21 protein-coding genes are annotated in these 16,866 nt (G+C 75.2%); 10 read left to right on the top strand and 11 right to left on the bottom strand.

The features are described 5' to 3' along the window. Positions 1-127 precede the first annotated feature (127 nt). The 5 genes from RND61_RS20255 to bioB form a co-directional block, all read right to left on the bottom strand. The gene (locus RND61_RS20255; RefSeq protein ID WP_315879423.1) at positions 128-808 is read right to left on the bottom strand and encodes a class I SAM-dependent methyltransferase; all 681 of its coding nucleotides are present in this window, start codon (positions 806-808) and stop codon (positions 128-130) included. Between the two features lie 78 nt (positions 809-886). After that, on the bottom strand, positions 887-1,231 hold the full coding sequence (locus tag RND61_RS20260; protein WP_315879424.1) for a VOC family protein: 345 nt from the start codon (positions 1,229-1,231) through the stop codon (positions 887-889). 96 nt (positions 1,232-1,327) lie between these two features. Further along, a complete protein-coding gene (gene bioD / locus RND61_RS20265; protein ID WP_315879425.1) occupies positions 1,328-2,047 on the bottom strand; it encodes a dethiobiotin synthase in 720 nt (239 codons plus the stop codon). Position 2,048: 1 nt separating this feature from the next. Then, on the bottom strand, positions 2,049-3,344 hold the full coding sequence (locus RND61_RS20270; RefSeq protein ID WP_315879426.1) for an adenosylmethionine--8-amino-7-oxononanoate transaminase: 1,296 nt from the start codon (positions 3,342-3,344) through the stop codon (positions 2,049-2,051). Beyond that, positions 3,337-4,521 carry a biotin synthase BioB gene (gene bioB, locus RND61_RS20275; RefSeq protein WP_315879427.1) on the bottom strand — a complete coding sequence of 395 codons (1,185 nt, stop codon included), beginning with the start codon at positions 4,519-4,521 and terminating at the stop codon, positions 3,337-3,339. Before bioB ends, RND61_RS20270 begins: the two co-directional genes overlap by 8 nt. A gap of 143 nt (positions 4,522-4,664) precedes the next feature. Here bioB and RND61_RS20280 point away from each other — a divergent pair, with 143 nt between their 5' ends. Then, a complete protein-coding gene (locus tag RND61_RS20280) occupies positions 4,665-5,837 on the top strand; it encodes an 8-amino-7-oxononanoate synthase (RefSeq protein ID WP_315879428.1) in 1,173 nt (390 codons plus the stop codon). A gap of 182 nt (positions 5,838-6,019) precedes the next feature. Then, positions 6,020-6,451, top strand: coding sequence for an ATP-binding protein (locus RND61_RS20285; protein WP_315879429.1), 432 nt, complete (start codon positions 6,020-6,022; stop codon positions 6,449-6,451). A gap of 37 nt (positions 6,452-6,488) precedes the next feature. Here RND61_RS20285 and RND61_RS20290 read toward each other — a convergent pair whose 3' ends face one another. From RND61_RS20290 to RND61_RS20300, 3 genes are all read right to left on the bottom strand, one after another. Next, entirely contained in the window at positions 6,489-6,941 is a 453-nt protein-coding gene (locus RND61_RS20290) for a C40 family peptidase (protein WP_315879497.1), read from the bottom strand. Positions 6,942-7,544: 603 nt separating this feature from the next. Beyond that, on the bottom strand, positions 7,545-7,859 hold the full coding sequence (locus RND61_RS20295) for a hypothetical protein (RefSeq protein WP_391653793.1): 315 nt from the start codon (positions 7,857-7,859) through the stop codon (positions 7,545-7,547). After that, positions 7,856-8,479, bottom strand: coding sequence for an ATP-dependent Clp protease proteolytic subunit (locus RND61_RS20300; protein ID WP_391653794.1), 624 nt, complete (start codon positions 8,477-8,479; stop codon positions 7,856-7,858). The genes RND61_RS20295 and RND61_RS20300 overlap by 4 nt, the downstream gene beginning before the upstream one ends. A 43-nt stretch (positions 8,480-8,522) precedes the next feature. On the opposite strand from RND61_RS20300, the gene RND61_RS20305 reads away from it, so the two are divergent. After that, positions 8,523-8,798, top strand: a complete 276-nt coding sequence (locus RND61_RS20305) for a type II toxin-antitoxin system Phd/YefM family antitoxin (protein WP_315879431.1) — start codon at positions 8,523-8,525, stop codon at positions 8,796-8,798. 79 nt (positions 8,799-8,877) lie between these two features. On the opposite strand, the gene RND61_RS20310 is transcribed toward RND61_RS20305, so the two are convergent. Further along, entirely contained in the window at positions 8,878-9,873 is a 996-nt protein-coding gene (locus tag RND61_RS20310; protein WP_315879432.1) for an ABC transporter permease, read from the bottom strand. 109 nt (positions 9,874-9,982) lie between these two features. Here RND61_RS20310 and RND61_RS20315 point away from each other — a divergent pair, with 109 nt between their 5' ends. The 7 genes from RND61_RS20315 to RND61_RS20345 all read left to right on the top strand — a co-directional run bounded on the left by RND61_RS20315 (position 9,983) and on the right by RND61_RS20345 (position 15,309). Continuing rightward, entirely contained in the window at positions 9,983-10,609 is a 627-nt protein-coding gene (locus RND61_RS20315) for a TetR/AcrR family transcriptional regulator (RefSeq protein WP_315879433.1), read from the top strand. A gap of 136 nt (positions 10,610-10,745) precedes the next feature. Then, on the top strand, positions 10,746-11,048 hold the full coding sequence (locus tag RND61_RS20320; protein ID WP_315879434.1) for an urease subunit gamma: 303 nt from the start codon (positions 10,746-10,748) through the stop codon (positions 11,046-11,048). A gap of 9 nt (positions 11,049-11,057) precedes the next feature. Continuing rightward, positions 11,058-11,369, top strand: a complete 312-nt coding sequence (locus tag RND61_RS20325; protein ID WP_315879435.1) for an urease subunit beta — start codon at positions 11,058-11,060, stop codon at positions 11,367-11,369. Further along, entirely contained in the window at positions 11,362-13,098 is a 1,737-nt protein-coding gene (locus tag RND61_RS20330) for an urease subunit alpha (protein ID WP_315879436.1), read from the top strand. Before RND61_RS20325 ends, RND61_RS20330 begins: the two co-directional genes overlap by 8 nt. A gap of 48 nt (positions 13,099-13,146) precedes the next feature. Beyond that, positions 13,147-13,809: an urease accessory protein UreF gene (locus RND61_RS20335; protein ID WP_315879437.1), complete on the top strand. Its 663-nt coding sequence runs from the start codon at positions 13,147-13,149 to the stop codon at positions 13,807-13,809. Positions 13,810-13,870: 61 nt separating this feature from the next. Further along, the gene (gene ureG / locus RND61_RS20340) at positions 13,871-14,566 is read left to right on the top strand and encodes an urease accessory protein UreG (protein WP_315879438.1); all 696 of its coding nucleotides are present in this window, start codon (positions 13,871-13,873) and stop codon (positions 14,564-14,566) included. After that, the gene (locus RND61_RS20345; protein WP_315879499.1) at positions 14,563-15,309 is read left to right on the top strand and encodes an urease accessory protein UreD; all 747 of its coding nucleotides are present in this window, start codon (positions 14,563-14,565) and stop codon (positions 15,307-15,309) included. The genes ureG and RND61_RS20345 overlap by 4 nt, the downstream gene beginning before the upstream one ends. 45 nt (positions 15,310-15,354) lie before the next feature. Here RND61_RS20345 and RND61_RS20350 read toward each other — a convergent pair whose 3' ends face one another. Together RND61_RS20350 and RND61_RS20355 are read right to left on the bottom strand one after the other, a co-directional pair. Beyond that, positions 15,355-16,086: a lysophospholipid acyltransferase family protein gene (locus RND61_RS20350; protein WP_315879439.1), complete on the bottom strand. Its 732-nt coding sequence runs from the start codon at positions 16,084-16,086 to the stop codon at positions 15,355-15,357. 318 nt (positions 16,087-16,404) lie between these two features. Beyond that, positions 16,405-16,752: an SH3 domain-containing protein gene (locus tag RND61_RS20355; RefSeq protein WP_315879440.1), complete on the bottom strand. Its 348-nt coding sequence runs from the start codon at positions 16,750-16,752 to the stop codon at positions 16,405-16,407. Positions 16,753-16,866: the final 114 nt, after the last annotated feature.

The raw sequence follows: 16,866 nt of genomic DNA on the forward strand, positions 1-16,866 counted from the left end.
GCCCTCGGCGTCCTGTTCGCCAAGGCGATGGCCGCCGACCCGATGGCCCCGGTCAACGCCCTCGTCACCGGCGGCGTCCGCGCCCGGGTCTCCCCGGCCCACCTGCGCGCCTGCGGGCGCGGCGGTCTCAGGCGGTACCGGACGCGGGCCGCCGCGCGACGCCCAGGACGGCCGGCGACGACGGCAGCGGAACCCCCCGCTCCGGAAGCCGCAGCCTCCGGTACGTGACGATCTCGAACCCGGCCGCCTCGATCCCGGCCAGCGGGTCCCGCGCCGTGCGGCAGCCCCCGAACAGCCGGGGCCACACCGTGGCGTCCACGCCCCGCTGCACCGCCGCCGCCACCCGCCCCCGCGCCAGGCCGTGTTCCAGGAACCGCAGCTCGCCCCCCGGCTTGAGGACCCGCCACAGCTCCGCCAGGGACCTGGGCACGTCCCGTACGCTGCACAGCACCAGCGACGCGACGGCGCCGTCGAACGCCTCGCTCTTGACCGGCAGCGCCTCCGCGGTCCCCGGCACCACGTCCACCGGCACCCCCGCCCGCAGCCCCTCCTCCACGGCCAGCCGCCGCAGCACCCGCTCCGGCTCGATCGCGACGACCTCGGACACGGCCGCCGGGTAGTGCGGGAAGTTCAGGCCGTTGCCCGCGCCCACCTCGACGATCCGCCCGGACAGCCCGTCCAGCAGCTCCCGCCGCACCTCCCCGACCCCGCCCTTCGCGTCGGCCACCGCGCTCACGCGCGCGTAGAAGCGGGCGAAGAGGGGGTGGTGCACGGCGTCCGGGCCGGCCTTCGTACGCTGTTTTGACATCGGGGACCTCCTCGGCGACATCCGGCGGATCAGGGCGGACAGGGGCATTGTGCCCCGCTCCGCGCCGCCGAGAGCCCGTCAGTCACCCACAAGACAGAACTCGTTGCCCTCCGGGTCGCGCAGCACCTGGAAGCGTCCGTAGGCGTCCCGCACGATCCCGCCGACCCGCACGGCGCCCAGGGCGACCGCCTCGTCGGCGGCGGCCGCCACGTCGCCGCCGTCCAGGTCCAGGTGCAGCCGGTTCTTCACGGACTTGCCCTCCGGGACCCGCTGGAACGCCACCCGTGCGAACCCCGGCGGGTCCACGTACGACCAGCCCGGCTCCCGGTCCACCGGCTCGCCGCCCAGCAGCCCGGCCCAGAACCGCGCCAGGGCGGCGGGGTCCGCGCAGTCGAACACGATCTCGCTGACAGTCGCTCGCATACCCGTCAGCGTAGGCGCCGGGCGCCCGGCCCCCAAGGACCGAAAGCGCCCGCCCCCGCGCGGCGAGACCCCGGAGCCCGCGCCCGGGCCCCGTGCTCAGGCGCCCGCCGCCCGCGCGAACGCCCCGGCCTCCCACGTCCCGCCCAGCGGCGGCGCCAGCCAGCCCGGCGCCGCCGCCCGGAAGGCCGCGGGGGACAGGGCACCGGCCCCCTCGGGGACCGCGCCCAGCAGCGGGGCGCCCGCCGAGGCCGGCAGGTCCGCGAGGTTGCACCGCTCGGCCAGCCCCGGCGCCTTCGGCCAGCTCCCCACGACCACGCCCAGCGCGGTCAGGCCCCGCGCGCGCAGCGCCTCACCGGTCAGCGCCGCCAGGTTGAGCGTGCCGAGCCCCGCCGCGGCGACCACCAGCACCGGCGCGCCCAGCAGCCGCGCCGCGTCCGCGAGCGTGCCGCCCTGCGGGTCGTACCGCACCAGCAGTCCGCCCGCGCCCTCCACGAGCACCAGGTCGTGCTCGGCGGCCAGCTTCTCGGCCGCCTCCGCCACGGCGTCCGGCCGCACCGGCGCCATCCCGGCCCGCCGGGCGGCCGTCTCCGGCGCCAGCGGCTCGGGGAACCGGGCCAGCTCGCGCCCGGTCACCCCGGACCCGGCGAGCCGTACGACCTCGTCCGCGTCGCCCCGCTCGCCCGGCCCGACACCCGTCTGCGCGGGCTTCAGCACGGCCACCGAACGGCCCGCGGCGCACGCCGCCGCCGCGACGGCGGCCGTGACCACCGTCTTGCCGATCTCCGTACCGGTACCGCTCACCACCACGACCGGCATGTCAACCCTCCCTCGCCGCCGCGCACACCGCGCGGCAGATCCGTGCCACGTCCCCGTCGCCCGTGACGTACGGCGGCATCACGTACACCAGGTCCCGGAACGGCCGCAGCCACACGCCCTCGCGCACCGCCGCCGCCGTGGCCGCCACCACGTCGACCGGGTGGTCCAACTGGACCACGCCGATCGCCCCGAGCACCCGCACGTCCCGGACCCCCGGCAGCGCGCGCGCCGGCTCCAGCCCCTCGCGCAGCCCGGCCTCGATCCGCTTGACCTCCCGCGCCCAGTCCTGCGACAGCAGCAGGTCGATCGAGGCGCACGCCACCGCGGAGGCCAGCGGGTTGCCCATGAACGTCGGCCCGTGGGCCAGCACCGGCACCTCGCCGCGCGAGATGCCCTCCGCGACCCCCGCCGTGCACAGCGTCGCCGCCATCGACAGGTAGCCGCCGGTCAGCGCCTTGCCGAGGCACATCACATCGGGTGCCACCCCCGCGTGGTCCGCCGCGAACAACTCGCCCGTCCGGCCGAACCCCGTCGCGATCTCGTCGAACACCAGCAGCACGTCGTTCGCGTCACACGCCTCCCGCAGCACCCGCAGGTACGCGGGGGAGTGGAAGCGCATCCCGCCCGCGCCCTGCACCACCGGCTCGACGATCACGGCGGCCAGCTCGTCGGCGTGCCGGGCGACCAGCTCGCGCAGCCCGCGCGCGTACTCCTCCTCGTACGCGGCCGGGGGCTCCGGGGCGAAGACCTGCCGCGGCAGCACCCCCGCCCACAGCCCGTGCATCCCGCCCTCGGGGTCGCACACCGACATGGGCTGCCAGGTGTCCCCGTGGTAGCCGCCCCGCCACGTCAGCAGCCGCCGCTTGGCCGGGCGGCCGGCGGACCGCCAGTACTGGAGGCACATCTTCACGGCGACCTCGACGGCCACCGACCCCGAGTCGCTGAGGAACACGTGCCGCAGCGGGGCCGGTGTGATCTCCACCAGACGGGCCGCCAGACGGACGGCCGGCTCGTGGGTGAGCCCGCCGAACATGACGTGGCTCATCCGGTCGAGCTGGCCGCGCACGGCCTCGTTGAGCACCGGGTGGTTGTAGCCGTGCACGGCCGACCACCAGGACGACATGCCGTCGACCAGCTCCGTTCGCCCCTCGGCCGGTTCGGCCAGGCGCAGCCGCACCCCGGAGGCCGACTCCACCACGAGCGGGTCGATCCGGCCGGGCATCGGACCGTACGGGTGCCACACGTGCTCCCGGTCCAGCGCGAGCAGCTCGCCCGGCCCGTACAGCGGCTCAGGCATTGGGCGCCAGGTCCGTCCCGGCGCCCCGGCGGCGCACCGTCACCAGGTCCGGCCGGGCCCCCGGAACGGCCGCGTCCGCCTCCGCGGGCGCACCGGCCTCTGCCGCCGGGCCGCACGCGCCGTCGGAGCCGCAGCCGCCGCCCGTCCCGCAGCCGCCCCCGGCGGCCGCGTCCACGCGGTGCTCCGGCAGCGTCGTCGTACCGGCGCCCTCCACCTCGAAACCGGCGTCCGCGATCATCTCCAGGTCCGCCTTGCCGGCCTGGCCCTCGCTGGTCAGGTAGTCGCCCAGGAAGAGGGAGTTGGCCAGGTGCAGCGCGAGCGGCTGGAGCGTCCGCAGGTGCACCTCGCGCCCGCCCGCCAGCCGGACCTCCACGTCCGGGCAGACGAACCGCACCATGGCCAGGATGCGCAGCGCCCGCTGCGGAGTGAGGTTCCACTCCTCGGCGAGCGGGGTCCCCTCGAACGGGATGAGGAAGTTCACCGGCACCGAGTCCGGGTCCAACGCGCGCAGCGCGAACACCACGTCGACCAGGTCCTCGTCGGTCTCGCCCATGCCGGCGATCAGGCCCGAGCACGCCGACAGGCCCGCGGCGTGCGCCCTTCGCACCGTGTCGACCCGGTCCGCGTACGTGTGGGTGGTCGTGATGTCCCCGTACGTCGCCTCGGAGGTGTTGAGGTTGTGGTTGTACGCGTCGGCGCCCGCCGAGCGCAGCCGCTCGGCCTGCCCGTCGGAGAGCAGCCCGAGGCACGCGCACACCTCGACGCCGTCGTTCTCCTCCTTGATGGCCTCGATCGTCTTCGAGACCCGGTCCACGTCCCGGTCCGTCGGCCCCCGGCCGCTGGCGACGAGGCAGACCCGCTTCGCGCCGCCCGCGATCCCCGCGGCGGCCGCCTTCGACGCCTCCTCCGGCTTCAGCCAGGTGTACTTGAGGATGTCGGCCTTCGAGCCCAGCCGCTGCGAGCAGTACGAGCAGTCCTCGGGGCACAGCCCCGACTTCAGGTTCACCAGGTAGTTGAGCTTCACCCGCCGTCCGAACCAGTGGCGCCGCACCTTTCCTGCCGCGGCCACCACGTCCAGCAGCTCGTCGTCGGAGGTCGCCAGGACGGCGAGCGCCTCTTCACGGGTCGGCAGCTCACGCCGCAGCCCCTTGTCCACCAGCGTGTTCAACAGGTCCATGGCGCTGATCCTGGCGTACGGCACACCCCGCGGCCAAGGAGGAACTCGACAACGCGGCCCGTCGCGGGTGTGTGGATGACCACACTCTGACCACGCCCCATCTTCGTTAGGGTCTGTGCGCTGCCTACAAAGGGGACCCAGACATGCCCAAGGACGCGCCCGGCGCCGCCGTGCCCGAGGCCCCGTTCGCCTGGACCGACGCCGAGGCGCGCCGCCGCGCCGCCGCCGGACTCGTCCGCGCGCTGCGCCCCCGCCCCGCCGACACGGACCTGCTGGACCTGGCGAGCAACGACTACCTCGGCCTCACCCGCCACCCGGAGGTCACCGCGGCCGCCGCCGGCGCCGCCCGACGCTGGGGCGCCGGCTCCACCGGCTCGCGGCTCGTCACCGGCTCGACCGACCTCCACGCCGAACTGGAGCGGGAACTCGCCGCGTTCTGCGGCTTCGAGGCGGCGCTGGTCTTCTCGTCCGGGTACGCCGCCAACCTCGCCGCGCTCACCGCGCTCACCGCCCGCGGCTCCCTCACCGTGTCCGACGCCGGCAACCACGCGTCGATCGTGGACGGCTGCCGGCTCTCCCGCGCCGAGACCGCCGTCGTCCCGCACGCCGACCCGGAAGCCGTGCGCAAGACCCTGGGCGCCCACCCCGGGCGGCGCGCCCTCGTCGTCAGCGACTCGGTGTTCTCCGTCGACGGCGACGCCGCCCCGCTCGGCGCCCTCGCCGACGCCTGCCGGGAGCACGGCGCCGCCCTCGTCGTCGACGACGCGCACGGACTGGGCGTGCTGGGCGACGGCGGCCGCGGTGCCCTCCACGCGGCGGGCCTCGCCGGCGCGCCCGACGTGGTCGCCACGGCGACGCTCTCCAAGTCCCTGGGCAGCCAGGGCGGCGCCGTCCTCGGGCCCGCCCGGGTCGTCGAACACCTGGTGAACGCCGCCCGGACCTTCGTCTTCGACACGGGCCTCGCCCCGGCCGCGGTGGGCGGGGCCCTGGCGGCCCTGCGCCTGCTGCGCCGCGAGCCGGGTCTGGCCGACCGCGCCCGTGCGGTGGCGGCGGCCCTGCACGCGAGGCTGACCGGCGCGGGTCTCACCGCCGTACGGCCCGACGCGGCGGTGGTGTCGGTGCGGGCGCCCTCGCCGGAGCAGGCCCTGCGCTGGGCGGCGGACTGCCGCGCCGAGGGCGTCGCGGTCGGCTGCTTCCGGCCGCCGTCCGTGCCGGACGGGGTGTCACGGCTGCGGCTCACCGCCCGCGCGGACCTCGGCGAGGAGGAGGTCGACCGGGCCGTGGCGGTGATCCTGCGCACCGCGCCGTCCCGCTGAATCCGCTCGCCTGTCGCAGGGATCACCGTATCGAGCGGCGGATAAACACATATCTCGGTAGATGCCTCCCTGTTGGGGCGACATGAGTGGCAGGCTGGCGCGGAGCACAGTCCGGGGCCGTCCCGACCAGGAATCCACGTCACGTCGGAGTCCGGCCCCGGTGGGAAAGGGACAGCGCCGCCATGGCAGACCATCAGGAAGCGTCCGTCACTCTGCCGAGCGATCCCGCCTCGGTCCCCGCCGCCCGGAGATACGTCTCCGACGTGCTCGCCGAGTGGGGGCTCCGCTCCGGCACCGACACCGCGGACGCGGTCCGGCTGATCGTCTCCGAACTCGCCACCAACGCGGTCCAGCACACCCTGGGCCTGTCGCCCACCTTCACCGTCGACCTGCGGCTCGAACGGGACGAGCGGCTGCGCATCGGCGTCACCGACAGCCACCCGCGCCGGCCGCGGCGGCTCCCCGCGACCGCCCAGCAGGACAGCGGTCGCGGCATGGCCATCGTCCGCTGGCTGGCCGCCGAGCGCGGCGGCCGGCTGTCCGTCACGCCGACCGGCGAGGGCGGCAAGACCGTGTGGATCGCCCTGCCCTGGGCCTCGCCGGTCCAGACCTGACCCGCCGGCGCCCGGAGCCCGGCGCCGCGCCCCGGTGTCAGCGCACGCGGCCGTACGAGACGGACCGGGTCCAGATGCGGTCGAGCTTCACCCACGAGCCGGTCTTGGGGGAGTGCCAGATCCTGTTGTTCCCGGCGTAGATCCCGACGTGGTACACGCCGCCGCCGCCGTGGAAGAAGACCAGGTCGCCCTTGCGCCGGCTCGACGCGGCCACCCGGCGCGTCTTGTTGTACTGGGCCTGCGCGGTGCGCGGCAGCTTCTTCCCGGCCCGCTTGTACGAGTAGAGCGTCAGCCCCGAGCAGTCGAAGCGGTACGGGCCGGCGGCCCCCCACTGGTAGGGGGAGCCCTTCTTCGACGCGGCGACCTTCAACGCCTTGCTGGCGGCGGCCGGCGCGGCGTGCGCCTCGGGGGCCGCGCCGGGGGCGACGAGCGTGCCGCCGACGGCGGCCAGGGTGAGGGCGGTCAGGGCCCGGGTGATCCGGGCCGACATCGGGTGGGCGGGGGAGGCGTCCGGGGAGGCGTCCCCGGGCGGGACGTGCGGGGCGGTGCGGGAGTGCGGTACCGGGACCTGATCCTGCGTCGCGGACATGCAGTACCCTTCGTCAACCCGCCTGTGAAGGATTGCCTGTCGGGTTCGGACAGGACGAAGATGCCCGGCCGCTGACGCGGCTTCACCCCGAGGGGAGCCGGTCCGCGCCGTGCGCGGTGGCCGCCCCGTACTGCTCGGGTCCTCCACTCCTGCCGATCCACTCGTGTCGACCAGTCGTCCGGACGGCGGCAGGACTCGGCGTCCGCCCGGACCGCCCCGCCGGGGTGGCGGGGGCTTGTCGTCGAGACGGATCTTTCCCGCAGGACCCGGGAATTCGGGGTTGCGACGGGGCGGTGTGAGTCTCGTCACGGCTGGTCCGATCGGGTGGACAGCGGCGTTTTCCGGCGGGTCGGCCGCGTGCTGCCGAGCCCCGTACCTGCGGCGTCGCGGCCGGAAGCCGCCCGGTGCCTACGCGCGGTCCGCAACTCGGCCCGCACGAAGTTCGTCCCTTCGTCTCAGCCGAACGGTCGAGCGGGGATCCCCCGGCCGGGTCTGCCAAACCGGTCAGGCCAGCGGGTCGTGAGGCACCGTCACGCGTCGGGTGCGCCGCTCGCCGTCCAGCGCGCGCAGCGCACGCGCCAGGGTCTCCGCATGGACCTCGTCCTCGCCCCGCTGGTGCATCAGCGTCAGCGCGTCGCGCAGCGCGACCGCCCGGCCGACGAGCGCCTGCGCCGCCCGCAGCGCGCCGTACGCGTGCGCGGCGCGGGCCGGATTGAGGCGTCCCAGCAGGTCGACCGTGTCCAGGTACGCGTCGACGTAGGCGCCCTCCGCGCGCGTGAGGGCCGGCAGGGGCGGGGGCTCCGGGGGGCGCACGGTCATCCCTTCCGGCCGTGGACCACGTGGTCCACGAGGCCGTGCTCCCGTGCGCCGGCCGCGTCGAGGAACAGGTCCCGGTCGAAGTCGGCCGCCACCCGGTCGCGTTCCCGTCCGGTGTGCCGGGCCAGCAGGTCGACGAGCAGGTCGCGTTGGCGCACCAGCTCGCGGGCGTGGACGTCCAGGTCGGAGGGGTGTCCGCGCAACGGGTCGGTCGGCCCGGGCTGCCGGAGCAGCACCCGGGCACCGGGCAGGGCGGCGCGCTTGCCGGGCGCGCCGGCGGCGAGCAGCACCGCGGCGGTGGACTCGGCCCGGCCGACGCAGGTGGTCGCCACGTCGCAGGTGAGGGTCTGCATGGCGTCGTAGACCGCGGTCATCGCCTCGACCGGGCCGCCGGGCGAGTTGATGTAGAGGGAGACGTCCTGGTCCGGCGCCGCGTACTCGAGGTGGACGAGCTGGGCCACCACGTCGTTGGCGGCGGTGGCGTCGACCGGGGTGCCCAGGAGGACGATCCGCTCTTCGAGGAGCTTGTCGTACGGGTCGAGGGCGCGGGTGCCTCCACGGGCGCGTTCGGTGAACTCGGGGAGGACGTGGCGGGCGTTCACGGTCATGAAGGAGACCTCCATCCGTAATGAATGTACAGAATGTACAGAGCCTTAGAATGGGAGCATGGCCTATGAGATTCCGGTGACGCAAGCCCGGGCGGAGCTCGCCGATCTGATCAACCGCGTCGTCTACGGCGGGGAACGGGTCGTCGTGACCCGGCACGGCAAGCCGCTGGTGGCGCTGGTCTCCTCCGCTGACCTGGAACGACTCGAATCGGCGGCGGAGGCGGCCGGGGAGCGCGCCATCGGCTCCGTCGTGGAGTCGGGCGCCGTGCCGTCCGCTCCACGCGAACAGCGCCGGTTCGGCATCGCGGCCGAGCACCGCCCCCACGGCGGCTGACCGGCGCGGCACCGCGCACGCGCGAAAGCCGCGCGCCCCCGCCCGGTGCGGGCGGGGGCGCGCGGCGTCCGGCGTCGGGTCAGCCGACGGGGGTGGGCCGCGACGCGGCGGCGGACGGGGACGGGCGGCCGGCCGTCCCGGCGGGGCCGCGGCGGGCGCCCAGGAAGACCAGCGCCATGCCCAGGGCCACCCACACCAGGAGGGTGAGGAGCGGGCCGCCGGCCGCGGCGCCGTCGAAGAACGCCACCGAGCGCAGCAGGGACGCCCCCGCGCCGGGCGGCAGCAACTGCCCCAGCGTCCCGGCCGGCTCCGGCAGCATCTCCGGCGCGCTGGTCACGCCCGAGAACGGGTTGCCCAGCAGCACCATCAGCACCGCGCCGACACCGATGCCGGGCGGCCCGATGAGTGCCGCGAAGCCGGCGATCGCGGAGCCGGTGGCCAGGACCGTCAGCCCCAGGACCCCGGCCTCGGCCGCCCAGTTGCCGTCGACCGTCCCGAGCCACGTGTCGGCGATCGTGGCGCCCACGACGCCCACCAGGAGCGCGCCGCCCACCAGGGCCGCCGCCGCGCGCCAGCCCCGCAGGCCCGTCAACGTCACCACGGCGCCCGCGGCGAGGCCCGCCAGGCCCAGCGGCAGGAGGCTCGCGACCAGCCCGCTGCCGCGCGGGTCGCCGGACGGGGCGGCCACCACGTCCGTGACCTTCACCTGCCCGTTCGGGCTCTGTGCGGCGGCGGCCTGCTGGAGCAGCTGGGCGACGGCCGGGCTCGCGGCCGACGCGACCAGCACCTCCGGGCCCTGGGCGCCGGCGACCAGCGCGCCGTATACGGTCCGGTCCTCGATCGCCGCGCGGGCGGCGCCCGCGTCGGCGTAGCGGTGGAGCTCGAACTCCTCCCCGCGCTGCTGTAAGCCCTTCTCCAGTTGTGTGACGGCGCTCTCGGGGCCGGCGAGCCCGATGGGCACGTCGCGGGGGGCGACGCGCGCCGCGGGCCAGACGAAGGCCCACAGGGCGAGGGCGGCGAAGACCGGAACGAGCACCATCGCCGCGATCATGCGGCGCTGGGGCGTGGCGGACATGGGGCGCCTCCGGGGCGAGTAAAGAGAAGGATCGTTCGTTTTACGTCTCTCAATCTCCTCCCGCACGGCTTCCTTGTCAAGAACGAACGTTCGTTTTATCCTTTTGATCATGGCTCGCGTATCCCAGGAACACCTCGACGCACGCCGCCGCCAGATCCTCAACGGCGCCGCGCGCTGCTTCGCGCGCAACGGCTTCCACGCCACGTCGATGCAGGACGTCCTGCGTGAGGCCGACCTCTCGGCCGGTGCCGTGTACCGCTACTTCCGCAGCAAGGAGCAGTTGATCGAGGCGATCGTCACCGAGGTGCTCGACGCGATCCGCGACACGTTCGAGTCGGCCGCCGCGCAGACCCCGCCGCCCGCGCCCGACGTCCTCATGGAGCGCGTGATGGAGGAGGTCCTCACCGAGCGGTCCGGGCTGCCCTACGACGGCGAGGCGAGCCTGCCGCGCCTGATGATCCAGGTATGGACCGAGACCCTGCGCAACGAGACGCTCTCCGCCGCCATGCGCCAGGGCTACGCGCGCGTGCACGCCGCCTGGGTCGGCGTCGTCGAGGCGTACCAGGCCGCCGGGCTCATGCGCGACGACGTGCCCGCCGCGCACGTCGCCCGGACGATGATCGCCGTCGCCCAGGGGTTCGCCGCCCAGCAGGCCCTCTTCGGCACCGTCCCCGTGTCCGTGCTCCGGGACGGGCTGCGCGCCCTGATGTCCATGGGGCAGCAAAAGGCGAGTTAACGCATCGGAAAAACTTCTGCGAGAGAAGGAAATATCTCTCCGTCACAGTCGTCCCCGCAGGTCAACAGAGTGTTGAAGCCGGATAGTGTCCCGCTGCGTCCGGGACCGCGCCGGGCGGGAACTGTGAGGTGGAACCGTGCAACTGACCCCGCATGAGCAGGAACGCCTGCTCATCCACGTGGCCGCGGACGTGGCCGAGCGGCGCCGGGCCCGCGGAGTGCGGCTCAACCACCCGGAAGCCGTCGCCCTGATCACCGCGCACATCCTGGAGGGCGCCCGCGACGGCCGCACCGTCGCCGAGCTCATGGCCTCCGGACGCGAGGTGCTCAGCCGCGCTGACGTCATGGACGGGGTCCCCGAGATGATCCACGACGTGCAGGTCGAGGCCACCTTCCCGGACGGCACCAAGCTCGTCACCGTCCACGACCCGATCGTCTGAGGGGCCGCCGTGATCCCCGGAGAGATCCTGTACGCGGACGAGCCGGTCGCCGTCAACGAGGGCCGCCCCGTCACCCGCCTCACCGTGCTCAACACCGCCGACCGGCCCGTCCAGGTCGGCTCCCACTACCACTTCGCCGAGGCCAACCCCGGACTGCGCTTCGACCGGACCGCCGCGCGCGGACTGCGGCTGCACATCGCCGCCGGCACCGCCGTCCGCTTCGAACCGGGCGTCCCGGTCGAGGTGGAGCTCGTACCGCTCGCGGGAGCCAGGGTCGTACCCGGACTCCGCGGCGAGACCGGAGGCCCCCTCGATGCGTGAACCCCGCCCCCTCCTCGTCGACCGGGCCGTCTACGCGGACCTGTTCGGCCCCACCACCGGCGACCGCGTCCGGCTCGCCGACACCGACCTGCTCATCGAGATCGAGGAGGACCGCTGCGGCGGCCCCGGGCGCGCCGGCGACGAGGCCGTGTTCGGCGGCGGCAAGGTCCTCCGCGAGTCCATGGGCCAGTCCCGCGCCACCCGCGCCGAGGGCGCCCCCGACACGGTCGTCACCGGCGCCGTCGTCCTCGACCACTGGGGCGTCGTCAAGGCCGACGTCGGCATCCGCGACGGCCGCATCACCGGTATCGGCAAGGCCGGCAACCCCGACACGATGGACGGCGTCCACCCCGACCTCGTCATCGGCCCCGAGACGGAGATCATCGCCGGCAACGGCAAGATCCTCACCGCGGGCGCCGTCGACACCCACGTCCACTTCATCTCGCCGACCCTCATCGGCCAGGCCCTCGCCTCCGGCGTCACCACCCTCGTCGGCGGCGGCACCGGGCCCGCCGAGGGCACCAAGGCCACCACCGTCACCCCCGGCCCCTGGCACCTCGCCCGGATGCTGGAGGCGCTGGACGCCTTCCCCGTCAACATCGGCCTCCTCGGCAAGGGCAGCACCCTCTCCCGCGAGGCCCTCCACTCCCAGCTGCGCGGCGGCGCCCTCGGCTTCAAGATCCACGAGGACTGGGGCGCCACACCGGCCGCCATCGACGCCTGCCTCGGCGTCTGCGAGGAGACCGGCGCCCAGCTCGCCATCCACACCGACACCCTCAACGAGGCCGGGTTCGTCGGCGACACCCTCGCCGCCATCGCCGGGCGCACCATCCACGCGTACCACACCGAAGGCGCGGGCGGCGGGCACGCGCCCGACATCATCACCGTCGTCTCGGAGCCGTACGTCCTGCCCAGCTCCACCAACCCGACCCGCCCGCACACCGTCAACACCGTCGAGGAGCACCTCGACATGCTGATGGTCTGCCACCACCTCAACCCGGCCGTCCCCGAGGACCTCGCCTTCGCCGAGTCGCGCATCCGGCCCGGCACCATCGCTGCCGAGGACGTTCTCCACGACCTCGGCGCCATCTCGATCATCTCCTCCGACTCCCAGGCCATGGGCCGCATCGGCGAGGTGATCACGCGCACCTGGCAGACCGCGCACGTCATGAAGCGGCGCCGCGGCGCCCTCCCCGGCGACGGCGGGGCCGACAACCGCCGGGCGCGCCGCTACGTCGCCAAGTACACGATCAACCCGGCCGTCGCCCAGGGCATCGACCACGAGACCGGCTCCGTCGAGACCGGCAAGCTCGCCGACCTCGTCCTGTGGGACCCGGTGTTCTTCGGCGTCAAACCGCAGCTCGTGCTCAAGGGCGGCCAGATCGCGTACGCGCAGATGGGCGACGCCAACGCCTCCATCCCCACCCCGCAGCCGGTCCTGCCCCGCCCCATGTTCGGCGCACACGGCCGGGCGCCCGCCGCGAACTCCGTCAACTTCGTCGCCGGCGCGGCGATCGAGGACGGCCTGCCGGACCGCCTCGGCCTCGGCAAGCGGTTCGCCGCCATCCGCGGCACCCGTGGCGTCACCAAGGCCGACATGCGGGAGAACGACGCCCTGCCCAGGGTCGAGGTCGACCCCGACACCTTCACCGTCACCATCGACGGCGACCCGGTCGAACCGGCGCCCGCGCCCGAACTGCCGATGGCGCAGCGCTACTTCCTCTTCTGACCCCTCCCGCACCCGCCCGCACACGAACAGGGACACGGACGCACCACGATGAGCCGATCCGCACTCCTCGTCCTCGCCGACGGGCGCTTCCCCGCCGGCGGGCACGCCCACTCCGGGGGCGCCGAAGCCGCCGTCAGGGCCGGCCGGATCGAGGACGCCGCCGGACTGGAGCGGTTCTGCCGGGGCCGGCTGCACACCGCCGGCCTCACCGCCGCCGCCCTCGCCGCCGCGGCCGCCCTCGGGCACGACCCCGCCGCCCTGGACGCCGCCGCCGACGCCCGCACCCCCTCGCCCGCCCTGCGGGCCGCCGCGCGCCGCCTCGGCCGGCAGCTGATGCGCGCCGCCCGCGCGACCTGGCCCGCACCCGAACTGGACGCGCTGGCCCGGGCGTTCCCGCGCGGCGCCCACCAGCCCGTCGTCCTCGGCACCGCCGCCCGCGCCGCCGGGCTCGGCCCCGAGGACGCCGCGCACTGCGCCGCGTACGAGGCGGTCAGCGGGCCCGCCACCGCGGCCGTACGGCTGCTGAGCCTCGACCCGTTCCGGGCCACCGCCGTCCTGGCCCGGCTCGCCCCCGACATGGACGACGTGGCCACCCGCGCCACGGCCGCCGCGGCCGGCGGCATCGACACGTTGCCGGCCGCGTCCGCGCCGCTGCTGGACATCACGGCGGAGCAGCACGCGGCCTGGCCGGTGCGCCTCTTCGCCTCCTGACCCGGCACCCCCGCCCCTCCCCCTTCCCGCTTCCCTCCTCCTCCCTCCCTGGAGCCGCGCCATGCACCTGGGCCACCCCCACGACCACGCCGCCGCCCCGGCCGTCAGCGCCGACGCCACCCGCCCCGACGGCAGCCGCCGCGCCCTGCGCATCGGCCTCGGCGGGCCCGTCGGCTCCGGCAAGACCGCCACCGTCGCGGCCCTCTGCCGGGCCCTGCGCGACCGGCTGTCCCTCGCGGTCGTCACCAACGACATCTACACGCGCGAGGACGCCGAGTTCCTGCTGCGCAACGCCGTCCTGCCGCCCGAGCGGATCGCCGCCGTGGAGACGGGCGCCTGCCCGCACACCGCGATCCGCGACGACATCTCCGCCAACCTGGAGGCCGTCGAGGACCTGGAGGACGCGGTCGGGCCGCTCGACCTGATCCTCGTCGAGTCCGGCGGCGACAACCTCACCGCGACCTTCTCCAAGGGCCTCGTCGACGCCCAGGTCTTCGTCATCGACGTGGCGGGCGGCGACGACATCCCCCGCAAGGGCGGCCCCGGCGTCACCACCGCCGACCTGCTCGTCGTCAACAAGACCGACCTCGCCCCGTACGTCGGCTCCGACCTGGACCGGATGGCCCGCGACGCCCGGGCGCAGCGCGGCGACCTGCCCGTCGTCTTCACCTCCCTGACCGGCGAGGACGGCGTCGCGCCCGTCGCCGACTGGGTACGGGAGCGGCTCGCCGCGTGGACGTCGGCCCAAGCCGCGTGAGCGTCCGCGCCACCGCCCGGATCGTGGCCGCGCCGGGCGGCGCCCTGCCCGTCCTGGAGAGCAGTGGCCCGCTCGCGGTGCGCCGCACCCGCGCCCGGCGGCCGCACACCGCCCGGGTCACCGTCGTCGGCGCCATGAGCGCCCCGCTCGGCGGCGACCGGCTCGCCCTGGAGGCGGTGGTGCGGGACGGGGCGCGGCTCACCGTCGACGCGGCCGCCGCGACGGTGTCCCTGCCGGGGCGCACCGGTGAGGCCGCGCACTACGACGTACGGCTCACCGTGGGCGAGGACGCCGAACTGGTCTGGCTGCCGGAGCAGCTGATCGCCGCCCACCGGTCGGACCTGCGCATGCGCACGACCGTGGACCTCGCCGTGACCGCCCGCCTGGTCCTGCGCGAGGAGCAGGTCCTGGGCCGCACCGGCGAACCGCCCGGCACCCTCGCCGCCCGCCTCACCGTCCACCGCGCCGGCCGCCCCCTCCTGGACCAGGAGCTCGCCTGCGGCCCGGGCGCCCCCGACGGCTGGGACGGCCCCGCGGTCCTGGCCGGGCACCGGGCCGTCGGCCAGCTCCTCGTCGTCCGGCCCGAGTTCGCGCAGAAGCCGCCGGAGGCCCGGCTGCTGGGCGAGACCGCCGTCCTCACCCCGCTGGCGGGCCCCGCCGCCCTGGTGACGGCCGTCGCGCCGGACGCGCTGCGGCTGCGCCGCGTCCTGGACGAGGCGGTGGACGACCTCACCGGGCCGTAGGGCACGGTGCCGCTCGTCCGCCGTGCCGCTCGTCCGCGGTGGCGCTCAGCCGCCGTGTCGCCGGGACGGGACGCGCCGCGGGCCGGGTGCCGTGCTCCCGGCCGGGGCCGCCGCCTTCACCGAGGCCGCGTACTCGTCCACGTACTCCTGCCCCGACAGGGCGAGGATGCGGTACATGATCTCGTCCGTCACGGCGCGGACCACGGCCTTCTCGTTCTCCATGCCGGCGAAGCGGGAGAAGTCCAGCGGTTCGCCGAACCGGATCGTGACCCGCCTGATCCTCGGCACGACCTTCCCGGGCGGCTGGATCTCGAACGTGCCGACCATCGCGCACGGCACCACCGGCACGCCGGCCTTCAGCGCCATCACCGCGACGCCCACCTTGCCCTTGTACAGCCGCCCGTCGTGCGAGCGCGTGCCCTCCGGGTAGATGCCGAGCAACTCGCCCCGCGACAGCACCCGCACCCCCTCCCGGACGGCCGCCTGCCCGGCCTCCCTGCCGGAGCGGTCCACCGGGATCTGCCCCGCGCTGCGGAAGAACGCGGCGGTCAGCCGCCCCTTGAGGCCCGGCCCCGTGAAGTACTCCTGCTTGGCCAGGAACGTGATGCGCCGCTTCAGCACGGCCGGCATCAGGAAGTGGTCGGAGAACGACAGGTGGTTGCCCGCCACGATGGCCGCACCCGTCTCCGGGACGTGCTCCAGCCCCTCGATCCTCGGGCGGAACAGCAGCCGCAGCAGCGGGCCGAGGAGCACGTACTTGAGCAGGTAATAGAACACGGGCTGGCTCCTCACGCTGCCGGACCGGCCTCTGGGACGCGCCCCGCCGGACCGGGCGGCACACGGAGGAGGCCCGGGGCATGTGCGGTCGCCACCACCTGTGATCACCTCTGATCGTACGCGGGCCGATCCGATGCCGGCCATGTCCGAAGAAGGATCGGGTCATGGGGACGCATACCCCGTGCCGGGCTTTCGTCCCAGCGGGCCGGCACCCACCCGGAGGGGTTCGGCCCCGCTCCGCGGTGGCGCCGCCCCCGGCCGCACGCGGCCGGGCCGCCGTCCGGAGGGACGGCGGCCCGGCGTCGTGGAGCGGAGGCGTCAGCAGCGGCCGACACTGGTCTGGTTGGCGACGAGCGAGGAGTGGACGTAGCCCTGACCCCGGTAGCTGTTCACCTTGAACCAGCGGTTGGAGGCGTAGTTGGAGTTCGGGGGGTAGACCCACTGGCTGTCCACCCAGCACAGCATGGACACGCCGGTGCCGTTGGACAGGTAGCCGAGCGACCCGCAGTCGGTGCTCGCGCAGGAGCGGAGGTTGGCGCCGCCGCTGTTGGAGGAGATGTGGCTGCCGGCCGCCTCGGCCGTCCCGGCACCCGCGAAGAGGCCCGTGAGGGCCACGGCCGCCGCGGTGGCCAGACCGGCCCGGGTCCGGAGGGTGGATACGCGCATGACGTCGTCCCTTCTGGAGATCGCGCCCCGGTGGCGCTCCACCAGGAAGCCAGCCGGCGCCCGCCGCCGGGAAGCGCTCAGCCGCAGGTCGGACAGGCCCGTACGGACGGCCGT

This window comes from Streptomyces tamarix (assembly GCF_032423885.1).
In the GTDB taxonomy this organism is placed as follows: Bacteria; Actinomycetota; Actinomycetes; order Streptomycetales; family Streptomycetaceae; genus Streptomyces; species Streptomyces tamarix.

Coding starts and splice junctions, on each gene's coding strand:
- RND61_RS20255 (WP_315879423.1), bottom strand. CDS start 808: ATGTCAAAACAGCGTACGAAGGCCGGCCCGGACGCCGTGCACCACCCC.
- RND61_RS20260 (WP_315879424.1), bottom strand. CDS start 1,231: ATGCGAGCGACTGTCAGCGAGATCGTGTTCGACTGCGCGGACCCCGCC.
- bioD (WP_315879425.1), bottom strand. CDS start 2,047: ATGCCGGTCGTGGTGGTGAGCGGTACCGGTACGGAGATCGGCAAGACG.
- RND61_RS20270 (WP_315879426.1), bottom strand. CDS start 3,344: ATGCCTGAGCCGCTGTACGGGCCGGGCGAGCTGCTCGCGCTGGACCGG.
- bioB (WP_315879427.1), bottom strand. CDS start 4,521: ATGGACCTGTTGAACACGCTGGTGGACAAGGGGCTGCGGCGTGAGCTG.
- RND61_RS20280 (WP_315879428.1), top strand. CDS start 4,665: ATGCCCAAGGACGCGCCCGGCGCCGCCGTGCCCGAGGCCCCGTTCGCC.
- RND61_RS20285 (WP_315879429.1), top strand. CDS start 6,020: ATGGCAGACCATCAGGAAGCGTCCGTCACTCTGCCGAGCGATCCCGCC.
- RND61_RS20290 (WP_315879497.1), bottom strand. CDS start 6,941: ATGTCGGCCCGGATCACCCGGGCCCTGACCGCCCTCACCCTGGCCGCC.
- RND61_RS20295 (WP_391653793.1), bottom strand. CDS start 7,859: ATGACCGTGCGCCCCCCGGAGCCCCCGCCCCTGCCGGCCCTCACGCGC.
- RND61_RS20300 (WP_391653794.1), bottom strand. CDS start 8,479: ATGGAGGTCTCCTTCATGACCGTGAACGCCCGCCACGTCCTCCCCGAG.
- RND61_RS20305 (WP_315879431.1), top strand. CDS start 8,523: ATGGCCTATGAGATTCCGGTGACGCAAGCCCGGGCGGAGCTCGCCGAT.
- RND61_RS20310 (WP_315879432.1), bottom strand. CDS start 9,873: ATGTCCGCCACGCCCCAGCGCCGCATGATCGCGGCGATGGTGCTCGTT.
- RND61_RS20315 (WP_315879433.1), top strand. CDS start 9,983: ATGGCTCGCGTATCCCAGGAACACCTCGACGCACGCCGCCGCCAGATC.
- RND61_RS20330 (WP_315879436.1), top strand. CDS start 11,362: ATGCGTGAACCCCGCCCCCTCCTCGTCGACCGGGCCGTCTACGCGGAC.
- RND61_RS20335 (WP_315879437.1), top strand. CDS start 13,147: ATGAGCCGATCCGCACTCCTCGTCCTCGCCGACGGGCGCTTCCCCGCC.
- ureG (WP_315879438.1), top strand. CDS start 13,871: ATGCACCTGGGCCACCCCCACGACCACGCCGCCGCCCCGGCCGTCAGC.
- RND61_RS20355 (WP_315879440.1), bottom strand. CDS start 16,752: ATGCGCGTATCCACCCTCCGGACCCGGGCCGGTCTGGCCACCGCGGCG.